The sequence below is a fragment of the Pedobacter quisquiliarum genome (assembly GCF_014642175.1).
Taxonomy (GTDB): Bacteria; Bacteroidota; Bacteroidia; order Sphingobacteriales; family Sphingobacteriaceae; genus Pedobacter; species Pedobacter quisquiliarum.
On sequence record NZ_BMIL01000003.1, the window covers coordinates 39,902 to 62,489 of the forward strand.

The 22,588-nt window shown below is 43.0% G+C and carries 21 protein-coding genes and 2 tRNA genes; 19 read left to right on the forward strand and 4 right to left on the reverse strand.

Annotated features, from left to right (window positions below):
* Positions 1-317: 317 nt before the first annotated feature.
* Positions 318-3,335 (forward strand): SusC/RagA family TonB-linked outer membrane protein, encoded by a 3,018-nt coding sequence (locus IEW69_RS04925; RefSeq protein ID WP_229663519.1) that lies wholly within the window; start codon positions 318-320, stop codon positions 3,333-3,335.
* 19 nt (positions 3,336-3,354) lie between these two features.
* Positions 3,355-5,037, forward strand: coding sequence for a RagB/SusD family nutrient uptake outer membrane protein (locus IEW69_RS04930; RefSeq protein WP_188625724.1), 1,683 nt, complete (start codon positions 3,355-3,357; stop codon positions 5,035-5,037).
* A gap of 55 nt (positions 5,038-5,092) precedes the next feature.
* On the opposite strand, the gene IEW69_RS04935 is transcribed toward IEW69_RS04930, so the two are convergent.
* Positions 5,093-5,166: transfer RNA gene (locus tag IEW69_RS04935), tRNA-Ile, on the reverse strand.
* A gap of 69 nt (positions 5,167-5,235) precedes the next feature.
* Between IEW69_RS04935 and IEW69_RS04940 the strand changes: the two genes are divergently transcribed.
* From IEW69_RS04940 to IEW69_RS04970, 7 genes are all read left to right on the forward strand, one after another.
* Positions 5,236-5,871 (forward strand): HAD family hydrolase, encoded by a 636-nt coding sequence (locus IEW69_RS04940; protein ID WP_188625725.1) that lies wholly within the window; start codon positions 5,236-5,238, stop codon positions 5,869-5,871.
* 58 nt (positions 5,872-5,929) lie between these two features.
* On the forward strand, positions 5,930-6,247 hold the full coding sequence (locus IEW69_RS04945) for an Mpo1-like protein (protein ID WP_188625726.1): 318 nt from the start codon (positions 5,930-5,932) through the stop codon (positions 6,245-6,247).
* Positions 6,248-6,368: 121 nt separating this feature from the next.
* A complete protein-coding gene (locus IEW69_RS04950) occupies positions 6,369-7,823 on the forward strand; it encodes an RtcB family protein (protein WP_188625727.1) in 1,455 nt (484 codons plus the stop codon).
* A 73-nt stretch (positions 7,824-7,896) separates the two neighbouring features.
* A complete protein-coding gene (locus IEW69_RS04955) occupies positions 7,897-8,100 on the forward strand; it encodes a hypothetical protein (RefSeq protein WP_188625728.1) in 204 nt (67 codons plus the stop codon).
* A gap of 141 nt (positions 8,101-8,241) precedes the next feature.
* Complete coding sequence (locus IEW69_RS04960; protein ID WP_188625729.1) at positions 8,242-8,490, forward strand: hypothetical protein; 249 nt, start codon at positions 8,242-8,244, stop codon at positions 8,488-8,490.
* Positions 8,491-8,555: 65 nt separating this feature from the next.
* A complete protein-coding gene (locus IEW69_RS04965) occupies positions 8,556-9,281 on the forward strand; it encodes a DUF3891 family protein (protein ID WP_188625730.1) in 726 nt (241 codons plus the stop codon).
* On the forward strand, positions 9,271-9,738 hold the full coding sequence (locus IEW69_RS04970) for a hypothetical protein (RefSeq protein WP_188625731.1): 468 nt from the start codon (positions 9,271-9,273) through the stop codon (positions 9,736-9,738). The genes IEW69_RS04965 and IEW69_RS04970 overlap by 11 nt, the downstream gene beginning before the upstream one ends.
* 5 nt (positions 9,739-9,743) lie before the next feature.
* Here the strand turns inward: IEW69_RS04970 and IEW69_RS04975 are convergent, their stop codons facing one another.
* Positions 9,744-10,613 carry a hypothetical protein gene (locus tag IEW69_RS04975; protein WP_188625732.1) on the reverse strand — a complete coding sequence of 290 codons (870 nt, stop codon included), beginning with the start codon at positions 10,611-10,613 and terminating at the stop codon, positions 9,744-9,746.
* A gap of 293 nt (positions 10,614-10,906) precedes the next feature.
* Between IEW69_RS04975 and IEW69_RS04980 the strand changes: the two genes are divergently transcribed.
* The 10 genes from IEW69_RS04980 (at position 10,907) to IEW69_RS05025 (ending at position 20,991) form a co-directional block, all read left to right on the forward strand.
* On the forward strand, positions 10,907-11,626 hold the full coding sequence (locus IEW69_RS04980) for an alpha/beta hydrolase (protein ID WP_229663520.1): 720 nt from the start codon (positions 10,907-10,909) through the stop codon (positions 11,624-11,626).
* A gap of 3 nt (positions 11,627-11,629) precedes the next feature.
* Positions 11,630-13,036 carry a glycogen synthase gene (locus IEW69_RS04985; protein ID WP_188625734.1) on the forward strand — a complete coding sequence of 469 codons (1,407 nt, stop codon included), beginning with the start codon at positions 11,630-11,632 and terminating at the stop codon, positions 13,034-13,036.
* Positions 13,037-13,046: 10 nt separating this feature from the next.
* Entirely contained in the window at positions 13,047-14,318 is a 1,272-nt protein-coding gene (locus IEW69_RS04990; protein WP_188625735.1) for a glucose-1-phosphate adenylyltransferase, read from the forward strand.
* A gap of 81 nt (positions 14,319-14,399) precedes the next feature.
* Positions 14,400-15,197, forward strand: coding sequence for a helical backbone metal receptor (locus IEW69_RS04995; protein ID WP_188625736.1), 798 nt, complete (start codon positions 14,400-14,402; stop codon positions 15,195-15,197).
* A gap of 104 nt (positions 15,198-15,301) precedes the next feature.
* Entirely contained in the window at positions 15,302-16,198 is an 897-nt protein-coding gene (locus IEW69_RS05000; protein ID WP_188625737.1) for a glycosyltransferase family 8 protein, read from the forward strand.
* 276 nt (positions 16,199-16,474) lie between these two features.
* A tRNA-Leu gene (locus IEW69_RS05005) sits at positions 16,475-16,556 on the forward strand.
* 72 nt (positions 16,557-16,628) lie between these two features.
* Complete coding sequence (gene tig / locus IEW69_RS05010) at positions 16,629-17,975, forward strand: trigger factor (protein WP_188625738.1); 1,347 nt, start codon at positions 16,629-16,631, stop codon at positions 17,973-17,975.
* A 156-nt stretch (positions 17,976-18,131) separates the two neighbouring features.
* Positions 18,132-18,821, forward strand: coding sequence for an ATP-dependent Clp endopeptidase proteolytic subunit ClpP (gene clpP / locus IEW69_RS05015; RefSeq protein WP_188625739.1), 690 nt, complete (start codon positions 18,132-18,134; stop codon positions 18,819-18,821).
* Between the two features lie 4 nt (positions 18,822-18,825).
* Positions 18,826-20,067 (forward strand): ATP-dependent Clp protease ATP-binding subunit ClpX, encoded by a 1,242-nt coding sequence (gene clpX, locus IEW69_RS05020; RefSeq protein WP_188625740.1) that lies wholly within the window; start codon positions 18,826-18,828, stop codon positions 20,065-20,067.
* Positions 20,068-20,130: 63 nt separating this feature from the next.
* Positions 20,131-20,991 carry an AMP nucleosidase gene (locus tag IEW69_RS05025; protein WP_188625741.1) on the forward strand — a complete coding sequence of 287 codons (861 nt, stop codon included), beginning with the start codon at positions 20,131-20,133 and terminating at the stop codon, positions 20,989-20,991.
* Positions 20,992-21,066: 75 nt separating this feature from the next.
* On the opposite strand, the gene IEW69_RS05030 is transcribed toward IEW69_RS05025, so the two are convergent.
* Both IEW69_RS05030 and IEW69_RS05035 read right to left on the reverse strand, forming a co-directional pair.
* Entirely contained in the window at positions 21,067-21,570 is a 504-nt protein-coding gene (locus tag IEW69_RS05030; RefSeq protein WP_188625742.1) for a SixA phosphatase family protein, read from the reverse strand.
* A gap of 37 nt (positions 21,571-21,607) precedes the next feature.
* Complete coding sequence (locus IEW69_RS05035; protein WP_188625743.1) at positions 21,608-22,588, reverse strand: glycosyltransferase family 9 protein; 981 nt, start codon at positions 22,586-22,588, stop codon at positions 21,608-21,610.

The following is a 22,588-nucleotide window of genomic DNA, read 5'->3' on the forward strand; positions in this document are numbered from 1 at the left end:
ATAGATGCCGCAGGTAAAATCGCCTACAACTCTGATACGCTAGATCCAGAATTATTGGAAACAGAAAAGTACATACAGCAGGTTATTCGCTAGGCTTCAGATTTTGTTGTTTTGTAACAAGGACGTTGCATTGTATAAATTACAGTTAAAACTTCCTTTCGTCTTATTGGATTATTTATTTTCGGGTACCAAATAGATCCTTATGAGAGCACCGACGTAAAACGATTTATCTATCGTTCCTGGAGTACTTCCAGCGTATTCTGCTGTAAGAAATTAACAGTAGAATAATTTACTAAACCAATCTAACCAAATCATGTATGAACAAAACTAAAGGTCTTGAACCATGGGTAAGCCATGGACCTACTCTAAAAAGGGCTATAGTTGTTTTGAATTTAACAGGAATGTTGCTGCTTCCTGGAAGTTCACTCTTTGCAACTACACCAGTATCTGCTGAATTAAAGTATAAGAACTGGGTACGAGCCGCCATTCAAACAAACGTTAAAGGAAAGATTACCGACAAAACTGGAACGCCACTGCCAGGCGCAACAGTCCGTGTAAAAGGCGGAAGCCAGGCAGCGGTGACAAACACGGACGGGGACTTCAGTATTGCTAATGTTACTGGCAATGTGGTCCTTGTAGTTTCCTACACGGGTTATGTTACCCAGGAAATTCCTTTAAACGGTCGCAGCCAAATTACGGTCAACCTTGAAGAAGATGCCGCCAACCTCAACGAAGTTGTAGTTGTTGGTTATGGATCTCTTGATCGAAAGGAACTTACGAGTTCAGTTTCAACGCTTCGTCAGGAGGATCTGATCGCTGGTGCGGTATCACCACTCATCGCAATTCAGGGAAAAGTACCCGGTCTGAACATCAGTTCTTCAAACGGAACGGATCCGAATGCTGGTGTATCGCTTCAACTCCGGGGCGTAAACTCGGTAAATGCATCACAGGGTCCTCTGGTGGTGATCGATGGGGTGCCTGGAGGCGATCTTAACTCGGTCGTTAAAGAAGATATAGAGTCTATAAACGTCCTGCGGGATGCTTCGGCTGCTGCAATCTATGGTACAAGGGCATCTGGAGGTGTTATCCTGGTTACTACTAAAAGACCGCAGGCAGGCAAGCCGGTTGTGACCTTTACATCAGAACTATTTACAGAAACAGTGCGCAAAAGGCCCGAAATGCTCTCTGCAGAGGAATTCGTAGCGAATGGACTTGGCGAAGATCTTGGTCACCGAACCGATTGGTATAAGGAAGTTACCAGAGATAATCCGTTTAGTCAGCGTTATGTTTTAAGCATGAGTGGCGGTTCTGAGAATGCCAACCTGTATACCACGCTCTTCAAGCGAAACGCCAAAGGTATTGCCATCGGCTCGGAGCGGGACGAGATTGGGGGACGTATAAACAGCAATTTCAAAATGTTCGATGGTGTGGCAGAGTTATCTACCAACATCAGCTACAATCAGATTACTGCAGACTTCGGTAATAATGACGTGTTTAATATGGCACTGGTGCTTAATCCGACCGAGACGCCTTATAATGCTTCGGATATAACGGGGTATAATGTATTGGTTGGCGGTTATGATTACTGGAACCCATTGGCAGAGGTTGCGCTACGGTCTGATCAAAGACAATACAAATACCTCTTGGCGAATACCACGTTGAAAATCAATTTAACGAAGGATCTGTTTACCTCGGGTACGCTCGGTATTAAAAGTAATAACGACTATGGACGTTATTACAGATCTGCTCAACACCGGGAATCCCGATTGAATGGTATCGATGGTTACGGAAGTCAGGATTTCAACAAGTATGATGATCGGATCTTCGAATGGACCCTGAACTATAATAAGCGCTTTGGCGAACACTCTATCAACGCTGTTGGTGGTTATAGCTATCAGGATTTCAATGGAGAAGGATTTAATGCAAATAACTCCAACTTCCCGGTAGATGGCATCCGGGAGAATGACCTTGGAACCGGTACATTCCTGGTAGATGGCCGTGCAGGGCTGGGCTCATTTAAAAACCCAACTGTTAAGCTAGCCGCCTTTTTCGGACGGGTGAACTACTCCTTCAAAGACCGTTACATTTTAACAGCTGCGATAAGACATGAAGGGTCCTCTAAGTTTGCACCTGGCAACCGTTGGGGTACCTTCCCTGGATTGTCGCTGGGCTGGAGAGCTTCTGAAGAATCTTTTATCAAGAATCTGAATGTGTTTGATGATCTGAAGTTCAGAGCAGGATACGGAGAAACCGGGAATGAGGGTTTTAACGCGAATGTTGCTACAAGGATGTACAGCGCCGACACCTGGTATCTGGTGAATGGAAACTGGATCCGCACCTATGGTGTTCGCCACAACCAGAATCAGAACATCCGCTGGGAGGTTAAAAAAGAATACAACATTGGTATGGACTTCGCCTTCTTCAAACGAAAACTTTCGGGTCGATTTGATTACTACAAACGTAAGATTGATGATTTGATTTACGACATCAGTGTTTCACAGCCGCCAGCAATTCATGATAAAACAACCATGAACATTGGTAGTATGCAAAACGAAGGCTACGAGTTTGAACTAACCTACAACGCCGTAAATAGCTCGGACTGGAACTATACCACTAGTCTTGTAGCTTCTCATAACAAGAGCACCCTGAATTCACTTTACGGCAGTCAGACTTTCTCTGACCGAAAAGGATTTCCTGCACCGGGATCACCAGGAAACGCCGTACGCTTGTACCCTGGAGAACAAATCGGCAGATTTTTCATCTGGCAGTTTGCAGGATTTACACCTGAAGGAAACTGGCAGCTGTATGATGAAAACAATGAAGTATTTGACGTAACGCAGCGTAACAAGACCAATGCTGACAAACGCTTTATTGGTAACGGTATTCCCAAACTACAATTGTCATGGAACCACAGTGTTCGCTATAAAAACTGGGATGCAAGTGTTTATCTGCGAAGCTGGTTGGGATACGATGTGTTCAACATGATTGCCATGTATTACAGTTTGCCAAATGTTCAAGGTCAAAACGTGTTGAAAGACGCATATGAGAAACACAAGGATATTCGTGGTGAGAAGGAGCTAAGTGACTACTGGCTGGAAAAAGGAAACTTCCTTAAAGTAGACGTAATAAGCCTTGGTTATACTTTCAATAAAAACTGGGTGAAGCCATTGAAGAACTTGAGGTTATATGCTTCCGGACGTGACTTATTTGTGTTTACCAAATACAGCGGTTTAGATCCTGAAGTAAACATCAACGGTTTAGAGCCTGGTTTTGAAGAACGAAATGCCTATCCTAAAACCAGAACATTCATGTTTGGATTACAGGCGAATTTCTAACCTATTTAATAGATAAAAGATGAAAAAGAAATACATATGGGCCATTGCACTTTCCGGAGTTTTGATGGGAAGTTGTACCAAGCTTGAGCCGGAGTTCTACAGAGAGGTTACTCCAGAGACATTTTTTCAGAGCGAGAAAGATGTTCTCGCAGCCTTAAACAGGCCGTTTACACATGCATCCTGGTATATGGGTGAAGATAGGTGGCGCCTGCAGGAATATACCGCCGATAACTTTGCCATTACCACAAAGGGCCGGCATTGGTATAATGGTGGTGAAAATGAGCGCTACCACTATCACCGCTGGACACCGGATGATGGCTGGATTTGGGGATCATGGCGCGGCACACTCATGGGCGTAGCGCTTGCGCTGGACACCAAGCAGGATCTTGAGAAACTGGATTATTCAAAGTTTGCACTGACGCAGGAAGATAAGGATGCCCATCTAAATCAGCTTAATACCCTGGCAGCTTATTTTTACTTAAGAGGGCTGGACTACTTCGGTGGAATGCCAATTTTTACCTCCTTAGATCAGGAGTCACTACCCAGGAATACAGATCAGGAACTGTTTAGTCACATCGAAGGCATCCTTAAAGAAGCCTTGACTAAACTGAAGAAAAAGCAGGCCGGCGAAACCGAAGAAGGTGTTTTGAAGCAGGCTGCGGCTGCTTCTATGCTTGCACAGCTGTACTTTAACGCGGAGGCGTATATTGGCAAGCCTATGTACACGGAAGCACAGCAACTTGCACAGGCAATCATAAACGGTGAGTATGGCACCTATACGCTGGATGCAACCTGGAACGGGCCACATGGCTTTGCCAATGACCGGTCTCCAGAGATCATCTGGTCGATACCTTCACAGTTCAACCGACTACAGTACAGCTGGTTTTATGCAGACTTCTACCATTACAATACGAGGGAATATTTCAATACCGACATGGGTGCTAATAATGGAGCGCACCTAACACCATCGCGGAAGCCTGATAGCACACTCTATAAAGCAGATTTCCAATTGGGGTCGCCGTTTGAAACATTCGATAATACCGACCTGCGTAAAAAACCTTACAAGTATTTAGGTAACGGCGGGTATGAAGGTATGTTTTTGAACGGTCCACACGTGTCACCTGCGGGAGCAGTTATCAAAGGCGGTGAGGAGTATAAAGATCAACCTTTAGTGTTCCGGGATCAAGTGGCCAGGTTCTCAGAAGTTGGTCCGGGTAAGAAGTACAGCAGCATCGCACAGCTGGAATCTAAGATGTCGACTGGAGAGGAAAACACAGGTGTAAGACCAGTGAAGGTACCAATTCCGCCACTATCTGAAAATACACTTCGCTGGGGCGCGGACAATCCGGTGATTCGTCTGGCAGAGATTTACTACATGCTTGCGGAATGTAAATGGCGTGCCGGCGATCGTGCTGGAGCGGCTGACCTGATCAATAGTGTGCGTAAGCGTAACTTCCCTGGTGGCGTAGATCCAAACCCGGTTACAGCTGCAAATCTGGATCAGGATCGCTTCCTGGATGAATGGAGTATAGAATTCCTTGGTGAGGGCAGGAGAAGAACAGACCTGATTCGATGGAAGGTTTTCACCTCCGGAAGATGGTGGGATCACCAGCCTTCAGGTTCTGCGCATTTGAATAGGTTCCCTGTTCCGACAGAAGCCATTTCAGGTAACAACAACCTGACGCAAAATCCTGGATACTAAGACAGGTATTAAATAAAAAAGCCGTTTCTAGATGATAGAAACGGCTTTTTTGTTGTGGGCCCACCTGGGCTCGAACCAGGGACCAAAAGATTATGAGTCTTCTACTCTAACCAACTGAGCTATAGGCCCGCGTAAAATCGATGTTGATTTTGCGAGTGCAATGTTACATATTTACATTCAATTTTGAAAACAGTTTTTATGCAAAACATTAAAAATATTATTTTTGATTACGGTAATGTTATCTTCGAAATCAACTTCAAAAAGGCCCAGGTGGCTCTTGCTCAGCTAGGTATTGCCAATATTGAAGATTTTTTCGCTCATAAAACACACAATACTTTGTTTGATGACTTCGAAACGGCATCGATTTCTGAAGATGAATTCCGGGCCGGCATAAGGGCTGCAGCGGAAAACCCGAATCTGACTGATGCGGAAATTGATGCTGCCTGGAACAGCTTGTTAATTGGAGTTCCACCCACCATACACGACACCCTGTTGAAGGTGCGCGAGAAATACAGAACCTTCTTGCTGAGTAACAATAACGTCATCCATTACAAATACATCATCAGCTACCTGGATCGCGAATTCGGCATGCCAGATAATAGCAGTCTTTTTGAGAAGACGTATTACTCACAAGACATGTTCTTGCGAAAACCTCATGTCGAGATATTCAAAAAGGTCATCCAGGAGAATGGTCTTGTCGCAGAAGAAACACTGTTCATTGATGATAGTCCACAACATCTTGTAGGTGCAAAACAGGCAGGTTTTCAAACCTTATTGATGGATGTGCATCCACGTGAGCTGGAATCCTTTCTCAAGAAACACCAGATATTATAATTCCAAGACCAGCCACTAACGTTAATAGCTTATTTTTGAAGATTAAATAAAGAGCAATATGGAACAAAAAGAATTTAAGACGCTTGCCGAATTCTACCCCTTCTATTTATCGGAGCATCGTAATCTAACCAGCAGGATCCTACACTTCATCGGTACCGGCCTGGTTATCCTGTGTTTCATTACAGCCATACTGTTTCATACCTATCTCTTCCTGCTAGCCATGCCAGTTGTTGGCTATGGATTTGCCTGGGTAGGCCATTTCTTCTTCGAAAAGAACAAACCGGCAACTTTTAAGTATCCCCGATTTAGTCTTGCGAGCGACTTCATCCTTTTCTGGGATCTGCTGTCCGGGAAGCAGGCTTTTCGCGTTAAGTAATACGTTAATCTAGTACTTTCAATCCATTGTAGTTCTTTAGTACGCTTTTTGCGGACGTTTAGCAACCAAACTGTAGCGGGGCCATGAATCTAATTCTCCGCTATTTACTAGCTAAACTTGTATGAAGAAAGCATGGATTAATAAGGAAGATTTTGCCGCATTGGGCATTAACGATGCCAAACTACAGACGAAATTTCAGCAGGTATGCAATGGGCTACTGAAGAAAAACGACATCTCTAAGCGGGAGCTGCTATCTAAATTGGCGGAGGTAATAGAGAACCCGCTTGTTTTCGCGGACGAGAAAGGAAGTAAGTTTCGGTATTTAGCAGAGCTACTTCTGGCAAAGCAGCGAAAGGATGCATTACCGCAAACAGATTCAAAATCTTACGACCTCAAAGCTGCGACACCTGAATTCCCGATTTACGGAGCAGAACATATTGATCAAAAAGCCATCGATCAAATGAATGTTGCCATGCGCCTGCCCATTTCCCTTGCTGGCGCACTGATGCCGGATGCACATTCCGGTTACGGACTGCCTATTGGAGGGGTACTAGCAACCGATACGAACACCATTATCCCTTACGCGGTGGGTGTCGACATTGCCTGTCGCATGTGCCTGAGTATTTACGACATTTCTGATCGCGCATTTGAAAAAGAGGCTAGCCGTCTGAAGACGATCCTTAACGAAAACACGGTATTTGGTGTGGGTGGCAAGAGCAGGAATTACTATGATACCAGCATCTTTGACCGGCATGAATGGTCAGCCACCAAACTCATCAGAAGTTTAAAGGACAAAGCTTATGCGCAACTAGGTACTTCAGGAACCGGGAACCACTTTGTGGAATGGGGCACCTTTAGTATCGCCGATGGTATGTTGGATGATCTGCCGGCCGGTAACTATCTGGCCTTACTATCTCACTCTGGATCTCGTGGTTTTGGCGCAACCATCGCCAACTATTATTCCAAGCTTGCGATGGAAAAAACAGTCCTGCCACGGGAGGCTCGTGAACTCGCCTGGTTGGATTTGAACAGCGCAGAAGGACAGGAGTACTGGATTTCGATGAATCTTGCTGGCGATTATGCCTCCGCAAATCACCACGAGATACATAATAAGATTTCTACAAAGCTACAGGCACAGCCCATTCTGCGCATAGAGAACCATCATAATTTTGCATGGAAAGAGAAATTGTCTGATGGCAGGGAAGTGTTAGTCCACCGGAAAGGTGCTACCCCCGCAGGTGAAGGTGTGTTGGGGATTATACCTGGTTCCATGGCAAGTCCGGGTTTTCTGGTCAGAGGTAAGGGCAATCCGGCCGCCATAGATTCTGCTTCTCATGGTGCGGGGCGTTTGATGAGCAGGAACCGTGCATTCAAAGAAATCAGCAAGGATGCTGTTCATGATTTGCTGAAAACACATGGCATAACGTTGCTTGGATCCGGCCTTGATGAGGCGCCAATGGTTTACAAAGACATCCATGCTGTTATGAAAGCACAGGGGGATTTGGTAGATGTTTTAGGTAGCTTCATGCCTAGAATTGTGAAAATGGCGGACCCCAGGGAGCGCCCTGAGGATTAGCAATGTTCAGGAAGCGAAATAATTGAAACTCCTTGAAAACATAATTGTTATATAATTAACTAAATATAAAATTATGGAAAGAGAATATTTGCTGCGCATGCTCGAGACGATTGAACACCAGGAGAGCTCATCTATTTTAGGTGGCATGGAGCACGAGTACGAAGAGTTGGAAGCACATGGCTATGTGACCATTCACCGGGAACATGTACAACATTATGCCGTGCTTACGGCTATGGGTAAGTTGAAACTTCAGCAGCTTCGTGATGGCCTAGAGTAGTCTGATGAAGCAGATACGTATTAACACTTTTCCAAATGTTGTATATACTGTTAATCAAATTATCGTAAACAAAAGGCCTGAATACCTGTAATATATAGCAAAAGAACCTAAATTATTATTCATTTAATCGGAGGACTAACTATGGAATTACAAGACAACCCGCAACACAAAGAAGGACCTGTTGCAAGAACAATTGAAGAACAAACTGCTAAACTGCCATCTGATATATTTCTTTGGGCTGCGTTAGGATCTATGGGCGTCTCTTTAACATTAAAATGCCTTGGACAAAAACATACCGCATTATTTGTTGGACAATGGGCTGCTCCATTTTTACTTTTAGGTATTTACAATAAGCTTGTGAAACTTGAAGGGCATGATAGCCAGAGCTAGTTAACTGACCACAAACCAATAATATTTAAATCCCAAGTTTCGATTTGGGATTTTTTTGTTTATCCATGATTGTAAATTACACAGAAGCCGGCTGGCAAATAATCACACAACGTGCACACGGATTGATTGCAGCGCAGATTTGTGCGCGCTGGAAAAACTCTAATCAACCAGCGCGCTGGTTGGAAACGCTCATCGCAACCGCTGAACATGATGATGTGTATAACGAGTTCGAGGATGATCAGCTGTTGAACGAAAACGGCGGTCCGGTTGATTTTAAGATGACCGGATTCAGAGCAAACATGTGTAAGCGACAACTGGAAATGGCACTCACAAAGAGCCGCTACATCGCTTTACTTACAGCCAGACACATACATTTTGTGCATGGTAAGGATATCGCTGCAAAAGAATTTTGCAAGGAAATGAAGAAGCAGGAGCGGAAATGGTTGAAAGAGTCGGGCGCAACACTGGAGGATATTGATGCCTCCTACGAATTGCTTGAATTCTGTGATGCTTTTTCTTTGCTGATCTGCCAAGGGTTGATTCAACCGGAACAAAGAAAGATAGAGATCAGTAATGGCCCCGATCAGAAGTCTTACGGTTTTTTCATGTCCGAAGATGGTGCTTTGGTCGTTGAAGACTGGCCGTTCGAGCCTGATGCTTTTACAGTTGTTTATGAATCAAGAACAATAGCGCAATTAACCTTCGAAAGTATTGCTGAATTCAAAAAAGCAGTAGATTTGGCGGAAGTTCATAATCATGAGCTTGTGATAAGGAAGAATAATGGAAAATAATTTTAGTGCAAAAATGCAGGCGCTTACCGACGATGAGTTGATGAATGTCATTATCGAAAAACGTTCCCACTACCAAGCGGAGGCGGTGGAAGCCGCAGATCGGGAGATGTATAAACGTGTGTTGCATAATCCTGCACTGACTGAGCGTATGCTGGAAAGAAGGAAGCTGCATGCCAACCCGCACGCTGCAACAGCACCGGAGATCTGGAAATCTGCGAAATGGGGTATCATGATTTTCTGTGTGCTGCTTTTTGTCTATGAGCTGATTTCCAAAAATTACAGCAGCGTTGTTTTTGTTATTCTGCTTAACTATTTCATTGCGGGTTTCATCGTTAGAAAGTTAATCCTTCAAGGTAAAACCTTTGGCCATCCTTTTGTCTTTGGTCTTTTTGTATCCGCAATGCTGCTAATTGTTCGATTTACGCTGGAGATGGTCTATCAGGCAATTTCTAAGTAGTCATTTCATTTGTAAGTGATTTTGAAGGTTTTCTGGTTATTGGCTGCATTTATTTGCGTGATTGCCGAGGGGTAATCATCAACATTATACTGCATTTCAAACCTAAGATCTTCCGTAGTGTGGTTCTCGTGTTTTATTGATTGTAGATTTGATTTCTGGTTCAGCATGTAAAAGGCTGGGTGTTCAATGGCGATGAGTTGCGCATGGGTTACGTGTTTCAAAATCCCCTCAGAACCATCATATTGGAAAGACTGTAAGGTTGAGGTTTTAACTGCAGATTGACTACTAATTAGTTGCAGGTCGTCGTTGTACTTATGCTCCCTGCTTGAGGTAAGCATGTTCGTAAAATCATACCATTCTATAGTTTTTATTTCCAAGTGATCTCCATAGCTAATCTGGTAGTTTCCTAAAAGTGTCTTCGCTTTGCCACCAGATGCCACTGCATATTGAATGGCCTTTATAACTAAGCCATCAGCATTCGTCACATAATAGACATGGTAAATCAACTCGTCTTTCAAAAATCGTTGATACTCTTTTGGAAACCCATTATCATGATAGAGGATCATTTCACGCGTTCCATTTGACTGCCGGATTTCCGTTAATCGATTACCGGTCACGGAATATTTGAATTCTACTTTTAAGTTGTCTGTCGTTATACTTTGAGGTATCAGGACCTTTTTTGTTGGGTTCGTCGGGTTTGTAGGCGTTGTAGGGTTAGTCGGTGTTGTTGGGCTTGCAGGATTTGGCGGGGTTCCGGGTGCGGTTGGCTTTTCGGGACCATCTGGCGCGGGCGAAGCACCTTTCTTTGTACAAGACACATGAAATAGTAAAAATATCATCAGCAATGCCGGTAAAGAAATTCTGAAATGTTTCATTCGGTTCCTGTTTAAATTAGCAGTTTATGAATTTGAATTTAAACTGGAACATTATCAATGCATTAACTGAAATTAGATTGAAACTTGTGTTTTAAGAAAACAATTTCACCTTTTCAGATATTTTCATGCATGTTTATACCTAGAATAAATATCTCTATATTCAGACTTTAATTTGTAACGTGATGATCATTGGTTTTTATCGGCAAATCTTATACATATCCTTGTTGGTCCTGGGATTTGCATTTCATGGGTTTTCTGCACAGGTAGATACGATATCAACCTATAGCGGCGCCATGAAGAAGAATATCAAATCTGTCGTTATTCTACCACAAGATTACAGCAAGGGAAAAACCTTCCCGGTGGTGTATTTACTGCATGGTTACAGTGATAATTATAGTAAATGGATCAGAACAGTTCCAAAGATTAAAGAACATGCCGATCAACTCAAGCTGATCATCATTTGTCCTGATGGTAATGCTTCAAGCTGGTATTTCGACAGCCCGGTAGATCCCAAATGGCAGTACGAAACATATCTGACAAAAGAGCTCATCCCTGATGTTGACAAGCGGTACCGTACGATTAATGACCGGAAGGGCCGTGCAATAACAGGCTTGAGTATGGGTGGACATGGCGCATTGTACCTGGCCATTAAACATCAGGATCTTTTTTCGGCAGCAGGAAGCATGAGTGGTGGCGTGGATATTCGTCCATTTCCAGATAGTTGGGCGATAAAAGAACGTTTGGGTTCCTACCATGAAAATCCGGATAGTTGGGCCTCACATTCAGTAATTGAATTGACGCACCTCATTAAACCAGGTCAGCTCAGATTGATTATCGACTGTGGGAAGGATGATTTTTTCTACCGGGTGAATGTTGCGCTGCACGACAAGCTGATGTACCAGAATGTCCCTCATGATTTCACAATCCGGCCTGGCGAACATAATTGGGAATACTGGGCAAACTCGATTGCTTTTCAGTTGTTATATTTCAACAATTTATTTAATACCATATAAAAGATGGAAATCATACACTTCAGTGCAGAATGTTATCCAGTGGCTAAAGTCGGTGGGCTTGGCGACGTTGTGGGTGCATTGCCGAAGTATCAAAACAAAATTGGTCATACTGCTAAAGTTGTGATGCCCGCCTATGATAACAAGTTTTTGAATGAAAACGAGTTTGAAGGGGTTTACGAAGGCTGGGTGGAGATGGGCACGGGCAATTACCAGGTACGAATTATCAGAGAGAAGTCGAATAAGCTTGGTTTTGACTTGTACCTGGTTCACATTCCAGGGTTGCTTGATCGCCCTAAAGTTTACGGCTACGACAATGATACGGAGCGCTTTTTAGCATTCCAAATGGCAGCGCTCGACTGGATACATCAGTGGCAGCACAAACCCGATGTGATTCATTGTCATGATTACCATACTGGTCTTATTCCATTTATGGTATCAAACTGTCCGCGATTTTGGCGCTTGAATTCCGTTCTTACCGCATTTACCATCCACAATGCCCAGTATCAGGGGCAATTTGGCTGGGATAAACTACATCTGCTTCCAATCTTTGACCTTCGAAACTCTGGCAAACTGGAATGGGATAAGGCGATTAATCCATTGGCTTCAGCCATTAAATGTGCATGGAAAATTTCCACTGTATCGCCGAGCTATATGGAAGAAGTTAGTTATAGCGCAAATGGATTGGAAAGTTTGCTTCAGCGGGAGCGGGGCAAGTCACACGGCATCTTGAATGGCATCGACAACGACGTTTGGGATCCTGCGACGGACAACATGCTGGCGAAGAATTACAATTTGAAGAACTTTGAAGCGGGGAAAAAAGCAAATAAACAGGCGCTTTGCAACATTTTCGGTCTGGATGTAAACAAGCCTTTGTATACATTTATTGGCAGGTTAGTTGGTGAAAAAGGCGCTGATTTACTGCCGCAGATCTTCGATAACGTGATGCGGCAAAGTGAAGGTGCGCTAAATATCCTGGTGCTTGGATCGGGCGAGAAACATGTCGAGGATCAGCTGGAACAGCTTAAAGATAGGTACAAGGGTATTTACAATACCTATATTGGATACAATGAGCAACTGTCCCATCAAATGTATGCTGGAGCAGACTTCTTGCTGATGCCGTCCAGGGTTGAACCTTGTGGTTTGAACCAGATGTATGCGCTACGTTATGGCACGATACCGATAGTGCGCCGCATAGGTGGCCTGAAGGATACGGTTATTGACGTGGGTGATGGTGGTTTTGGCTTCTGCCATGAACAGGCGACGGTGCCGGATGTGGAGCACGCGATAGGCCGGGCTTTTCATCTATATCAAAACCCAAAAGCTATAAAAGAGATTAGAAAACGTATAATGACACTTGACCATTCCTGGGATAAATCAGCTCAGGACTACATCAACTTTTACCAAATATAAACTTAACTATATGACTGAAAAAGTATTGGGAGTAATTCTTGGCGGTGGCCAGGGCTCCAGGTTATCACCACTAACGCAGACCAGATCCAAACCAGCCGTTCCTATTGCAGGTAAGTATAGATTAGTGGATATTCCAATTTCAAACTGTTTGAACTCGGGCATTCACCGCATGTTTGTACTAACGCAATTCAACTCTGCGTCGCTGAACAAGCACATTAAGAACACTTACCACTTTAGCCACTTTAGCGATGCCTTTGTGGATATTCTGGCTGCTGAACAGACACCTGAAAACCCAACCTGGTTCCAGGGAACGGCCGATGCTGTTCGTCAAACGATGCACCACCTGTTGAATCATGAGTTTGAATATGTATTGATCCTATCTGGAGATCAATTATATCAGATGGATTTCAATGAAATGGTTAATGCGCACATTGAGAGCAAAGCAGAAGTGACGCTTGCGACCATTCCGGTTACCGCTAAAGATGGTACAGATTTCGGAATCCTTAAAGCGAATGAAGAAAACATTATTACCTCCTTCACGGAAAAACCGAATTCAGAATTGATTAAGGAATGGAGTTCTGATACTGGTCCGGAGATGCAGGCTGAAGGTAGAAACTACCTGGCTTCAATGGGTATCTACATCTTCAACCGTGATTTGCTGATCCGCATATTTGAGGAGAATCCGAATGAGAAAGATTTCGGTAAAGAGATTATTCCAATGGTGCTTAATCAGTACCGCGTATTAAGCTATCAATATGAGGGGTACTGGACCGATATCGGTAACATATCTTCTTTCTTTGAGGCGAACCTTGGATTAACTGACGACATACCGAAGTTTAACTTGTTTGATAGTCATCAAAGTATTTTCACAAGACCTCGCATGTTGCCGCCATCAAAAATACTTGGAACAACATTGAATAAGGCTGTGATTGCTGAAGGGTGTATACTACAGGCTGAAGCCATCAGTCATGCCGTGATTGGTATTCGTTCCAGAATTGGCCGTGGCACCAAGATCGAGAATGCCTATATCATGGGTAGTGATCGTTATCAGACCTTACAGCAGATACAGGAGGAAAATGATGCCGGCCATCCGCTAATTGGTATAGGTGATGATTGTGAGATTTCTAACGCTATTATTGACAAGAACTGTAGAATTGGGAATAGCGTGAAGATCAAAGGCGGTATGCACCTGCCAGATGGTGACTTCGGGTTCTATGCTGTAAAGGATGGAATTGTAGTTGTTAAAAAGGGTGCAATCGTTCCATCAGGAACAACCATATAGTAAGGTTAACATTTTATTTGTTTGTTTATCGAAAGGTAAATGTTTCGTGCAAGTGCACGCAGACATTTACCTTTACTTTTTATGAAGAAAACCTATATCGATCAGTTGGGAAACAGCATAACACTTGGGTTTCCACCAATACGCATCATTTCACTGGTACCTTCACAAACAGAACTGCTGTTTGATTTAGGCCTTAATCAGGAAGTTATAGGGGTAACGAAGTTTTGCATCCATCCAGAGCAAAAGGTACATGCCAAGTTTAAGATCGGTGGCACTAAGAAGCTGAATATAGAACTGATCCGCTCGCTAAAACCAGATTTGATTATCGGGAACAAAGAAGAGAATACACGCGAAGAGATTGAATTACTCCAGGAAGAATTCCCGGTTTGGATGAGCGACATATCCAATCTTGATGAGGCATTGGACATGATCAGCAGGGTAGGGGAAATTGTAGACCGCGCGCCGGAAGCTGCGTATCTGGTGCATTTGATCTCCATAGGTTTTAAAGACTTACAAACACTCGCTTTAGAACGTCGCATTAGCGCCGACGTACTTTACATGATTTGGAAGAAGCCTTATATGGCGGCAGGCCGTGCCACCTTTATTGATGATGTAATGCGCAAGATTGGCTTGAACAATGTTTTGGCTGAAGCCAGATACCCAGTTTTGGAAACAGAAACGATCGGGCAACTGAACCCGCAGTTAATCTTCCTATCAAGTGAGCCTTATCCCTTTGGGGAAAAGCACATCGCGGAATTCTCTACATTGATGCCTGGAGCACACGTGAGGATTGTGGATGGTGAGATGTTCTCCTGGTACGGCAGCCGCTTGGTTAAAGCCGTAGGCTACCTTTTTCAACTTCAAAAAGACTTAATGTGAAAGTATAATGGTCAAAAAGTGTGAAGACTAAATTGGCCTCATGTTTGTAGTTTTGGACGCTCATCTACCAGTGCGTTTTGCCAACAAAGTAGGCAGTATAACCAATGAAAACATCAGACCCTATAACCCTTGTTGTCGCTACAGACAACTTCTATGCGATCCTGCTTTCCGCTTTAGTAAAGTCGATCGAGCTAAATCATAAATCTGGAGAAAAAATCCATGTTCATGTTATTGATGATGGTATATCATCCAAAAACATAAAGCTAATCTCGGAAACCGTTAGTAAAGATATGTTTACTTTCTTTTGGCATAAGACCAATACGGTGGTGCCAAAAGATGTTAAGTTCCCTGACGATATATCTGCGCTGCCGATAACTGTATACATGCGATTATTCGCGCCCTATTTGATTCCGAAGGAAACAAAGAAGATGTTGTATCTTGATGTAGACATGATTGTCTTGAAAGATATATCAGAGCTGTGGAACGTTGATCTTGGCGATAAGCTTTTTGCTGCCGTGCAGGACAGGTGTGCGACGATGCTAAGCAAGTGGGGCGGAGTAGCCAATTACAAGGAACTTGGACTACAAGCCGACGACGCTTACTTCAACTCTGGTCTATTGTTGCTGGACCCGATTCGATGGCGTGCAATGGACGTGCCCAATAAAGTCATCAAAGTAATCAGCGAAAATACTAAATATGCTAAATGGCCCGATCAGTACGGTCTGAATGTCGTGCTGGTAAACCAATGGGTAATGCTAGACCCAAGATGGAATGCCTTTGCTGACAACAAGTATGAGGATCCTTTTTTGGTGCACTATCTTAATATTAAACCAATTTTCAAGTCGTATAAGTCACAACCGGAGTATTATGACCTGTTCCATCAATATTTAAAGCAGACGCCGTACAAGAATTTCAGAGTTTTAAGTAATAGACACTTGATGCTTCGGAAGGTGATTACCAGGATTAGTAAAAAAATAGGTGCTTTAAAGCGCAAGAAATAGCCTGGAGTAGGTTAATTGGTGCATATTTCGGTAAGACAATCAACAAAAAGCATGGGTGATACATCCATGCTTTTTTGTTTACAGGCTATTTAGCGGCCGGTTTAGGGCTAACATAACGCCTTGTTTCATCGTGATCGGGTTGGAGCGAAAAATAAGTTGAAAATTATTGGGCTGATATTTAGGCTTTTATTGATGGAATGCAAAAATAAGTTGGATAGCTTTTCAATAAGTAAAAGTAATCTCTATATTTGCAGAACAAAACAATTCCTAAATGATGCGGATGTGGCGTAATTGGTAGCCGCACCAGACTTAGGATCTGGCGCTTCACGGCGTGGGGGTTCGAGTCCCTTCATCCGCACTAATGATTCCCCCGATGTATTTCGGGGGATTTTTTTTATTAAAAAGATTGTAAATTTTTGATTCTGAAAAAATGAACATTACACAGGAAAAAATCAACGACCTAAATGCTATCATCAAAGTAAGCATTGCACCTGAAGATTATACAGAGAAGGTTGATAAGACTATAAAAGATCAGGCGAAAAAGGCAACCATCCCCGGTTTCCGTAAAGGCATGGTTCCTGCAGCACACATCAAGAAAATGTACGGTAGAAGCATCCTTGTTGAAGAAATTAACAAAATGCTTTCTGACGCTTTAAACAACTACCTTTCTGAGAATAAAGTTGAAATCCTTGGTCAGCCATTACCTAAAATGGATGATACTAAAGAATTCAAATGGGACTTTACTGATGCTTTCGAATTTGAATACGAAATCGGATTGGCACCTGCTGTAGAGGTAAACATCAGCGATGCTGATCAATTCAAAGCTTACCAAGTTAAAGCTGATGAAGAAACCCTGGCTTCAAGAATCAAGAATATCCGTAAAAGCTATGGCAAAATGACAAACCCGGAAGTTTCGGCAGAAGAGGATGTGCTATATGCTGAATTAGCAGAACTTTCGGCCGATGGTTCAGTTTTTGAAGGTGGCATTAATCATACTGGTTCAATTCGTTTAGATCAGGTGACTGATGAGGCTGTAAAAAGCACATTAATCGGTTTGAAGAAAGACGATGTTCTTCAACTGGATCTTCAGAAAGCTTTCAATAACAATGAAAACATCATTGCTAAATTGTTAGACATTACTGAAGAAGCAGCAAAAGAAATGAAATCTACCTTCCAGGTAACGGTTAAGAATGTAAACCGTTTGGAAGAGGCTGATTTGAACCAAGAGTTCTTTGATAAAATATTTGGAGAAGGTGTAGTAACGGATGAGGCTGGTTTTACCGCTAAAATCACTGAAGAAATTGAAGGCATGTTTAAGCAAGATGCTGACCGTAAACTTCAGAATGATATGTATACTAAGCTTACTGACGAAGTGAAAATGGAACTTCCTGATGAGTTCTTACGTAAATGGTTGAAAGCGACTAACGAAAAGTTAACTGACGAGGAGTTGAACGAAGGCTATGAAGACTTCGCTAAGAATCTGAAGTGGACGCTGATTGAGAACAAAATCATCAAGGACAACAATATCGAAATCAAATATGATGAAGTGTTTGCTACAGCTAAAGAGCGTTTAGCCGCACAATTTAGAATGTACAGCCCTGCGCCAATGCCTGATGATCAGCTAACGCAGTACACAACAACCTTCCTTCAGGAGAAAGATAACGCGAACAGAATATTTGAAGAAGTTAAGGCACTTAAAGTGTTTAATCACATCAAATCTGTAGCAACAATCAATGAAGAAGAAATCGCTTATAATAAATTTATAGAGATGAACTAATTGTTTAAAAACAATGTTTCTTTAATATTTTTCATGTAAGGCGGCCTTTTAAAGGCCGCCTTACTTATATACCAGATTCAAATTTTACATTGCAACAATTAATTACCAATTTAGTATTAGTACTATTGGGATAGGACAAATAGAAACAACTTACAGATGAATATAGACAAAGATGAATTTAGAAAATATGCTGTAAAGCATCATCGTATTAACGGGTTGAATGTGGATCGTTTCATTGGCAGAACCAATAACAATCCGAAAAGCATGACCCCGTATATTATAGAGGAGCGCCAGTTAAATGTAGCTCAGATGGATGTGTTTTCTCGACTGATGATGGACCGTATTATCTTTTTAGGTGATGCTATCCATGATGGAAATGCCAATATCATTCAGGCGCAGTTGCTATTTTTGCAGTCTACAGATAACAACCGTGACATTCAGATATATATAAACTCACCGGGTGGTTCCGTTTATGCCGGTTTAGGTATTTATGATACCATGCAGTACATCAGCCCGGATGTAGCGACAATCTGTACAGGTATGGCCGCATCAATGGGTGCAGTGCTACTTGTTGCCGGTGCAAAAGGAAAACGTGCTGCTTTACCACACTCCAGGGTGATGATTCACCAACCATCAGGAGGTGCACAGGGTGTTGCTTCAGATATGGAGATTAATTTAAGAGAGATGCTTAAACTGAAAAAAGAGCTCTATGATATCATCTCTAACCATTCAGGTCAAACATACGAATGGGTAGAGAAAGCCTCTGATCGTGATTACTGGATGAAAGCTGACGAAGCTAAGGAGTTTGGAATGATTGATGAGGTATTGATAGGACACAACAAATAAAAAGATGGCTAAACAAACAAAAGAATCTCGTTGCTCATTTTGTGGTTCCAGCAAACAGGATACCTTAATGTTGATTGAGGGGCTTGACGCATACATCTGCGATAAGTGTGTAGTACAAGCAAACCAATTGGTATTGCAGGAGTTTGGGAATCAGAAAAACAAGGGCGTCCATGCTTCCTTGAAACTGCTTAAACCCTTAGAAATCAAGCAGCATATTGATCAATATGTAATTGGTCAGGATGATGCAAAAAAGGTGCTTTCGGTAGCCGTGTATAATCACTACAAGCGATTAAGCCAGAAGATTAATAAGGATGATGAGGTAGAGATTGAAAAATCTAATATCATGCTTGTTGGGGAGACCGGTACAGGTAAAACCCTTCTGGCAAAAACCATCGCGAAGATCTTACATGTACCTTTCTGTATATGTGATGCGACAGTGCTGACTGAGGCAGGTTACGTAGGGGAGGATGTGGAAAGTATTCTTACCCGTTTGTTACAAGCTGCAGACTATGATGTCGCTTCAGCAGAACGCGGCATTGTGTACATCGATGAAGTGGATAAAGTTGCTCGTAAGAGTGACAACCCGTCCATCACTCGTGATGTATCGGGAGAAGGAGTTCAGCAAGCACTTCTAAAGATTCTGGAAGGTACGATTGTGAACGTTCCACCGCAAGGCGGACGTAAACACCCGGATCAGAAAATGATTCCAGTTAACACCAACAATATACTTTTCATCTGCGGCGGTGCTTTTGATGGCATCGAACGTAAGATCGCTAACCGTCTGCGCACGCAGGCAGTGGGTTACAAGGTGAAAAAGGATGATGCTGATCTTGACTTGAAAAACCTGTACAAGTATATTACGCCACAGGATTTGAAGTCTTTCGGTTTAATCCCTGAGCTTATTGGTCGTGTACCTGTGCTGACGCACTTAAATCCGCTGGATAAAGAAGCATTGCGCAACATCCTGACGGAACCCAAGAATTCATTGCTAAGACAATATGTTAAGTTATTTGAATATGAAGGCGTAGCGCTTGTCTTCGAAGATGAGGTACTAGACTTCATTGTCGATAAAGCCATGGAATATAAGCTGGGTGCGAGGGGATTGAGATCGATATGCGAGGCAATAATGCTGGACGCGATGTTCGATATCCCGTCAGATACGGAAGTAAAAGAACTAAATATTACACTGGACTACGCAGTGGAAAAATTTGAAAAGGCGGATTTTAAAAAGCTAAAAGCTGCTTAAAAAGAATCCCCTGAATAAGGGGATTTTTTTTACCCCAAAATTTTATTAACTAAAATATATTATATGAATGAAGAAATCGACGTAAAAAAGAAACCAACTACTGGCAAGGCTAAAAAGCCGAAGGAAGTAGAATCTCCGGTGAAGTCCGGCCTAAAATCTAAGGAAGATATTGTAAAAAACTGGTTGCCCCGGTATACCGGACGCCCGCTGGAAGGTTTCGGTAAGTACATCTTATTAACCAACTTCAGTAAATACCTACAGATGTTTTCTGAATGGAACGACGATGCGCCGATCATGGGTATTGATAAACCAATGCAAAGTGTTTCTGCGAACGGCATTACCATCATTAACTTCGGTATGGGAAGCCCACTTGCAGCGACCATGATGGATTTACTATCCGCCATTCAGCCGAAAGCAGTATTATTCTTAGGAAAGTGTGGTGGGTTGAAAAAGAAAAATCAACTTGGCGACTTAATCTTACCAATTGCTGCAATTCGGGGGGAAGGTACATCAAACGACTATTTACCGGCTGAAGTTCCTGCATTACCATCCTTTGCGCTTCAGAAAGCAATTTCGACCACGATACGTGATCATTCTAGAGATTACTGGACTGGAACATGCTACACGACAAACCGCAGGGTGTGGGAACATGATAAGGAGTTCAAAAAATACCTGAAGACACTTCGTGCAATGGCTGTAGATATGGAGACTGCTACGATTTTCACTACAGGTTTCGCTAACAAGATCCCGACAGGTGCTTTATTACTTGTATCGGATCAGCCAATGATACCAGAAGGTGTAAAAACTGCAGAAAGTGATAGCAAAGTAACGAACACCTACGTAGAAACGCACTTGAAGATTGGAATCGAATCGCTTAAACAGTTAAGCAACAACGGGCTTACGGTTAAACACCTCAAGTTCTAAACCTTTTAATACCTGTAAATCCAGGTCTAGAATTCTACAAACTGGCAATATGTGACTATGTTGTATTTGCACCATCTACTGGGCACCTTTAGCCCCGGGATAGTCAAATAACAACATTGTTCCTAAGCCTTTGCTCAGCAAGTTCCATTGCTCAACATCAAAATCAATTATTACTACTGCACATGTTGCCATCGAATAGGTATCATCCGATGTGAGGTATCCTGCGAAAGCAGAAATCTCGGGATTGTGACCGAACAACGCTACGGTGTCTACATCATCTTCCAGCCCGTTAACAACCCGAAGTAAAGCAGACGTGCTAGACTCATACATGTAGTCCTTGATCAATATCTCTTCAGGCTCTTTATTCCAGATACCTGCGAATATTCTTGCAGTAGAAATTGCCCGGATTGCGGGACTGCTTACCAGGAGTTCCGGTATAAGATGGCGGTTTTTCAGGCGAAACGCCATTTCCTGAGCTTCACTAATCCCTAATGCATCTAATGTTCGATCAAAATCTGGTATGCCGTAGGTGGCACTCTTCGCGTTTCCATGTCTTACCAGTATTACTTGTTTGCTCATACCTATCCATATGCGAATAGTGTACCAAGATCGCGTACTAGCGATTGATGAAGTCTGTAATCATGGCGTTAGGAATGTCTTTCATGCACTTAAAGTGGCCTAAAGGACATGCATCCCGGCCAAACTTAGAGCACGGGCGGCAGGGGAGGTCAATACCAGCTTCAAGGGATTCTTTGACTTTATACGGGAAGACACCTAGTAACTCCGGCGCTGTGCTGCCCCAAATGGAAACTAGAGGCATGTTGAAGGCCTCTGCAATGTGCGTAAGTCCGGTATCGAAACCAAGGACCTTCTTAGCCTTAGAGACTAGGAATACGGACTGATCGAGGTTCGTCTTACCGCAGGTTGAGTAGACCCTATCGCCAATAGCAGTCTGAATAAGCTGTGCATTCTCCAGCACATCATTTCCGCCCATGAGCACAATCGGGCCGTTGATATCCCGGCAAATCTCTATGACTTTCTCCACCGGCATCCGCTTGGTATAATGTGTGGCACCAATCACGAAGGCAACAAAGCCATTCGCGTGTGTTGCGGGAATTAAGTCCTCCACTTTATATTCCTTGGCAACATAATAGTCTATTGGTTGCTCATCGTTTACAACCCCCAGGAATTTCACCGTCTTTAAATACCTTTCTACCAGATGTTCCTTTGGATAGAAGGCAGTCCATTTTAGTTTTAGGCCAAGCCATTTCCGCAGGCGATCTTTCTTGTAGGTAGAGGCAGGTAGACCCGTGCTGAGTTTTATGATTGTAGTCCGAAGGTTATTATGAAGATCAATGATGAGGTCAAACTTTTCAAGTTTGATGTCAGCGATCGTGTCTTTAAGCTTGGGCTTGAGGATATGCAGTTTATCTACATAGGGGTTGTGTTCATAGATATATTTAAACTGCTGTTTCGTTAGAAAGTGGATTTCCGCACCAGGAAGCTGTCGTTTTAGGCAGCGCACCACAGGCGTGGTGTAGATGATATCGCCCATAGAGCTGAACCTGATGACCAATAGTTTCCTGGGTTGTTCCAC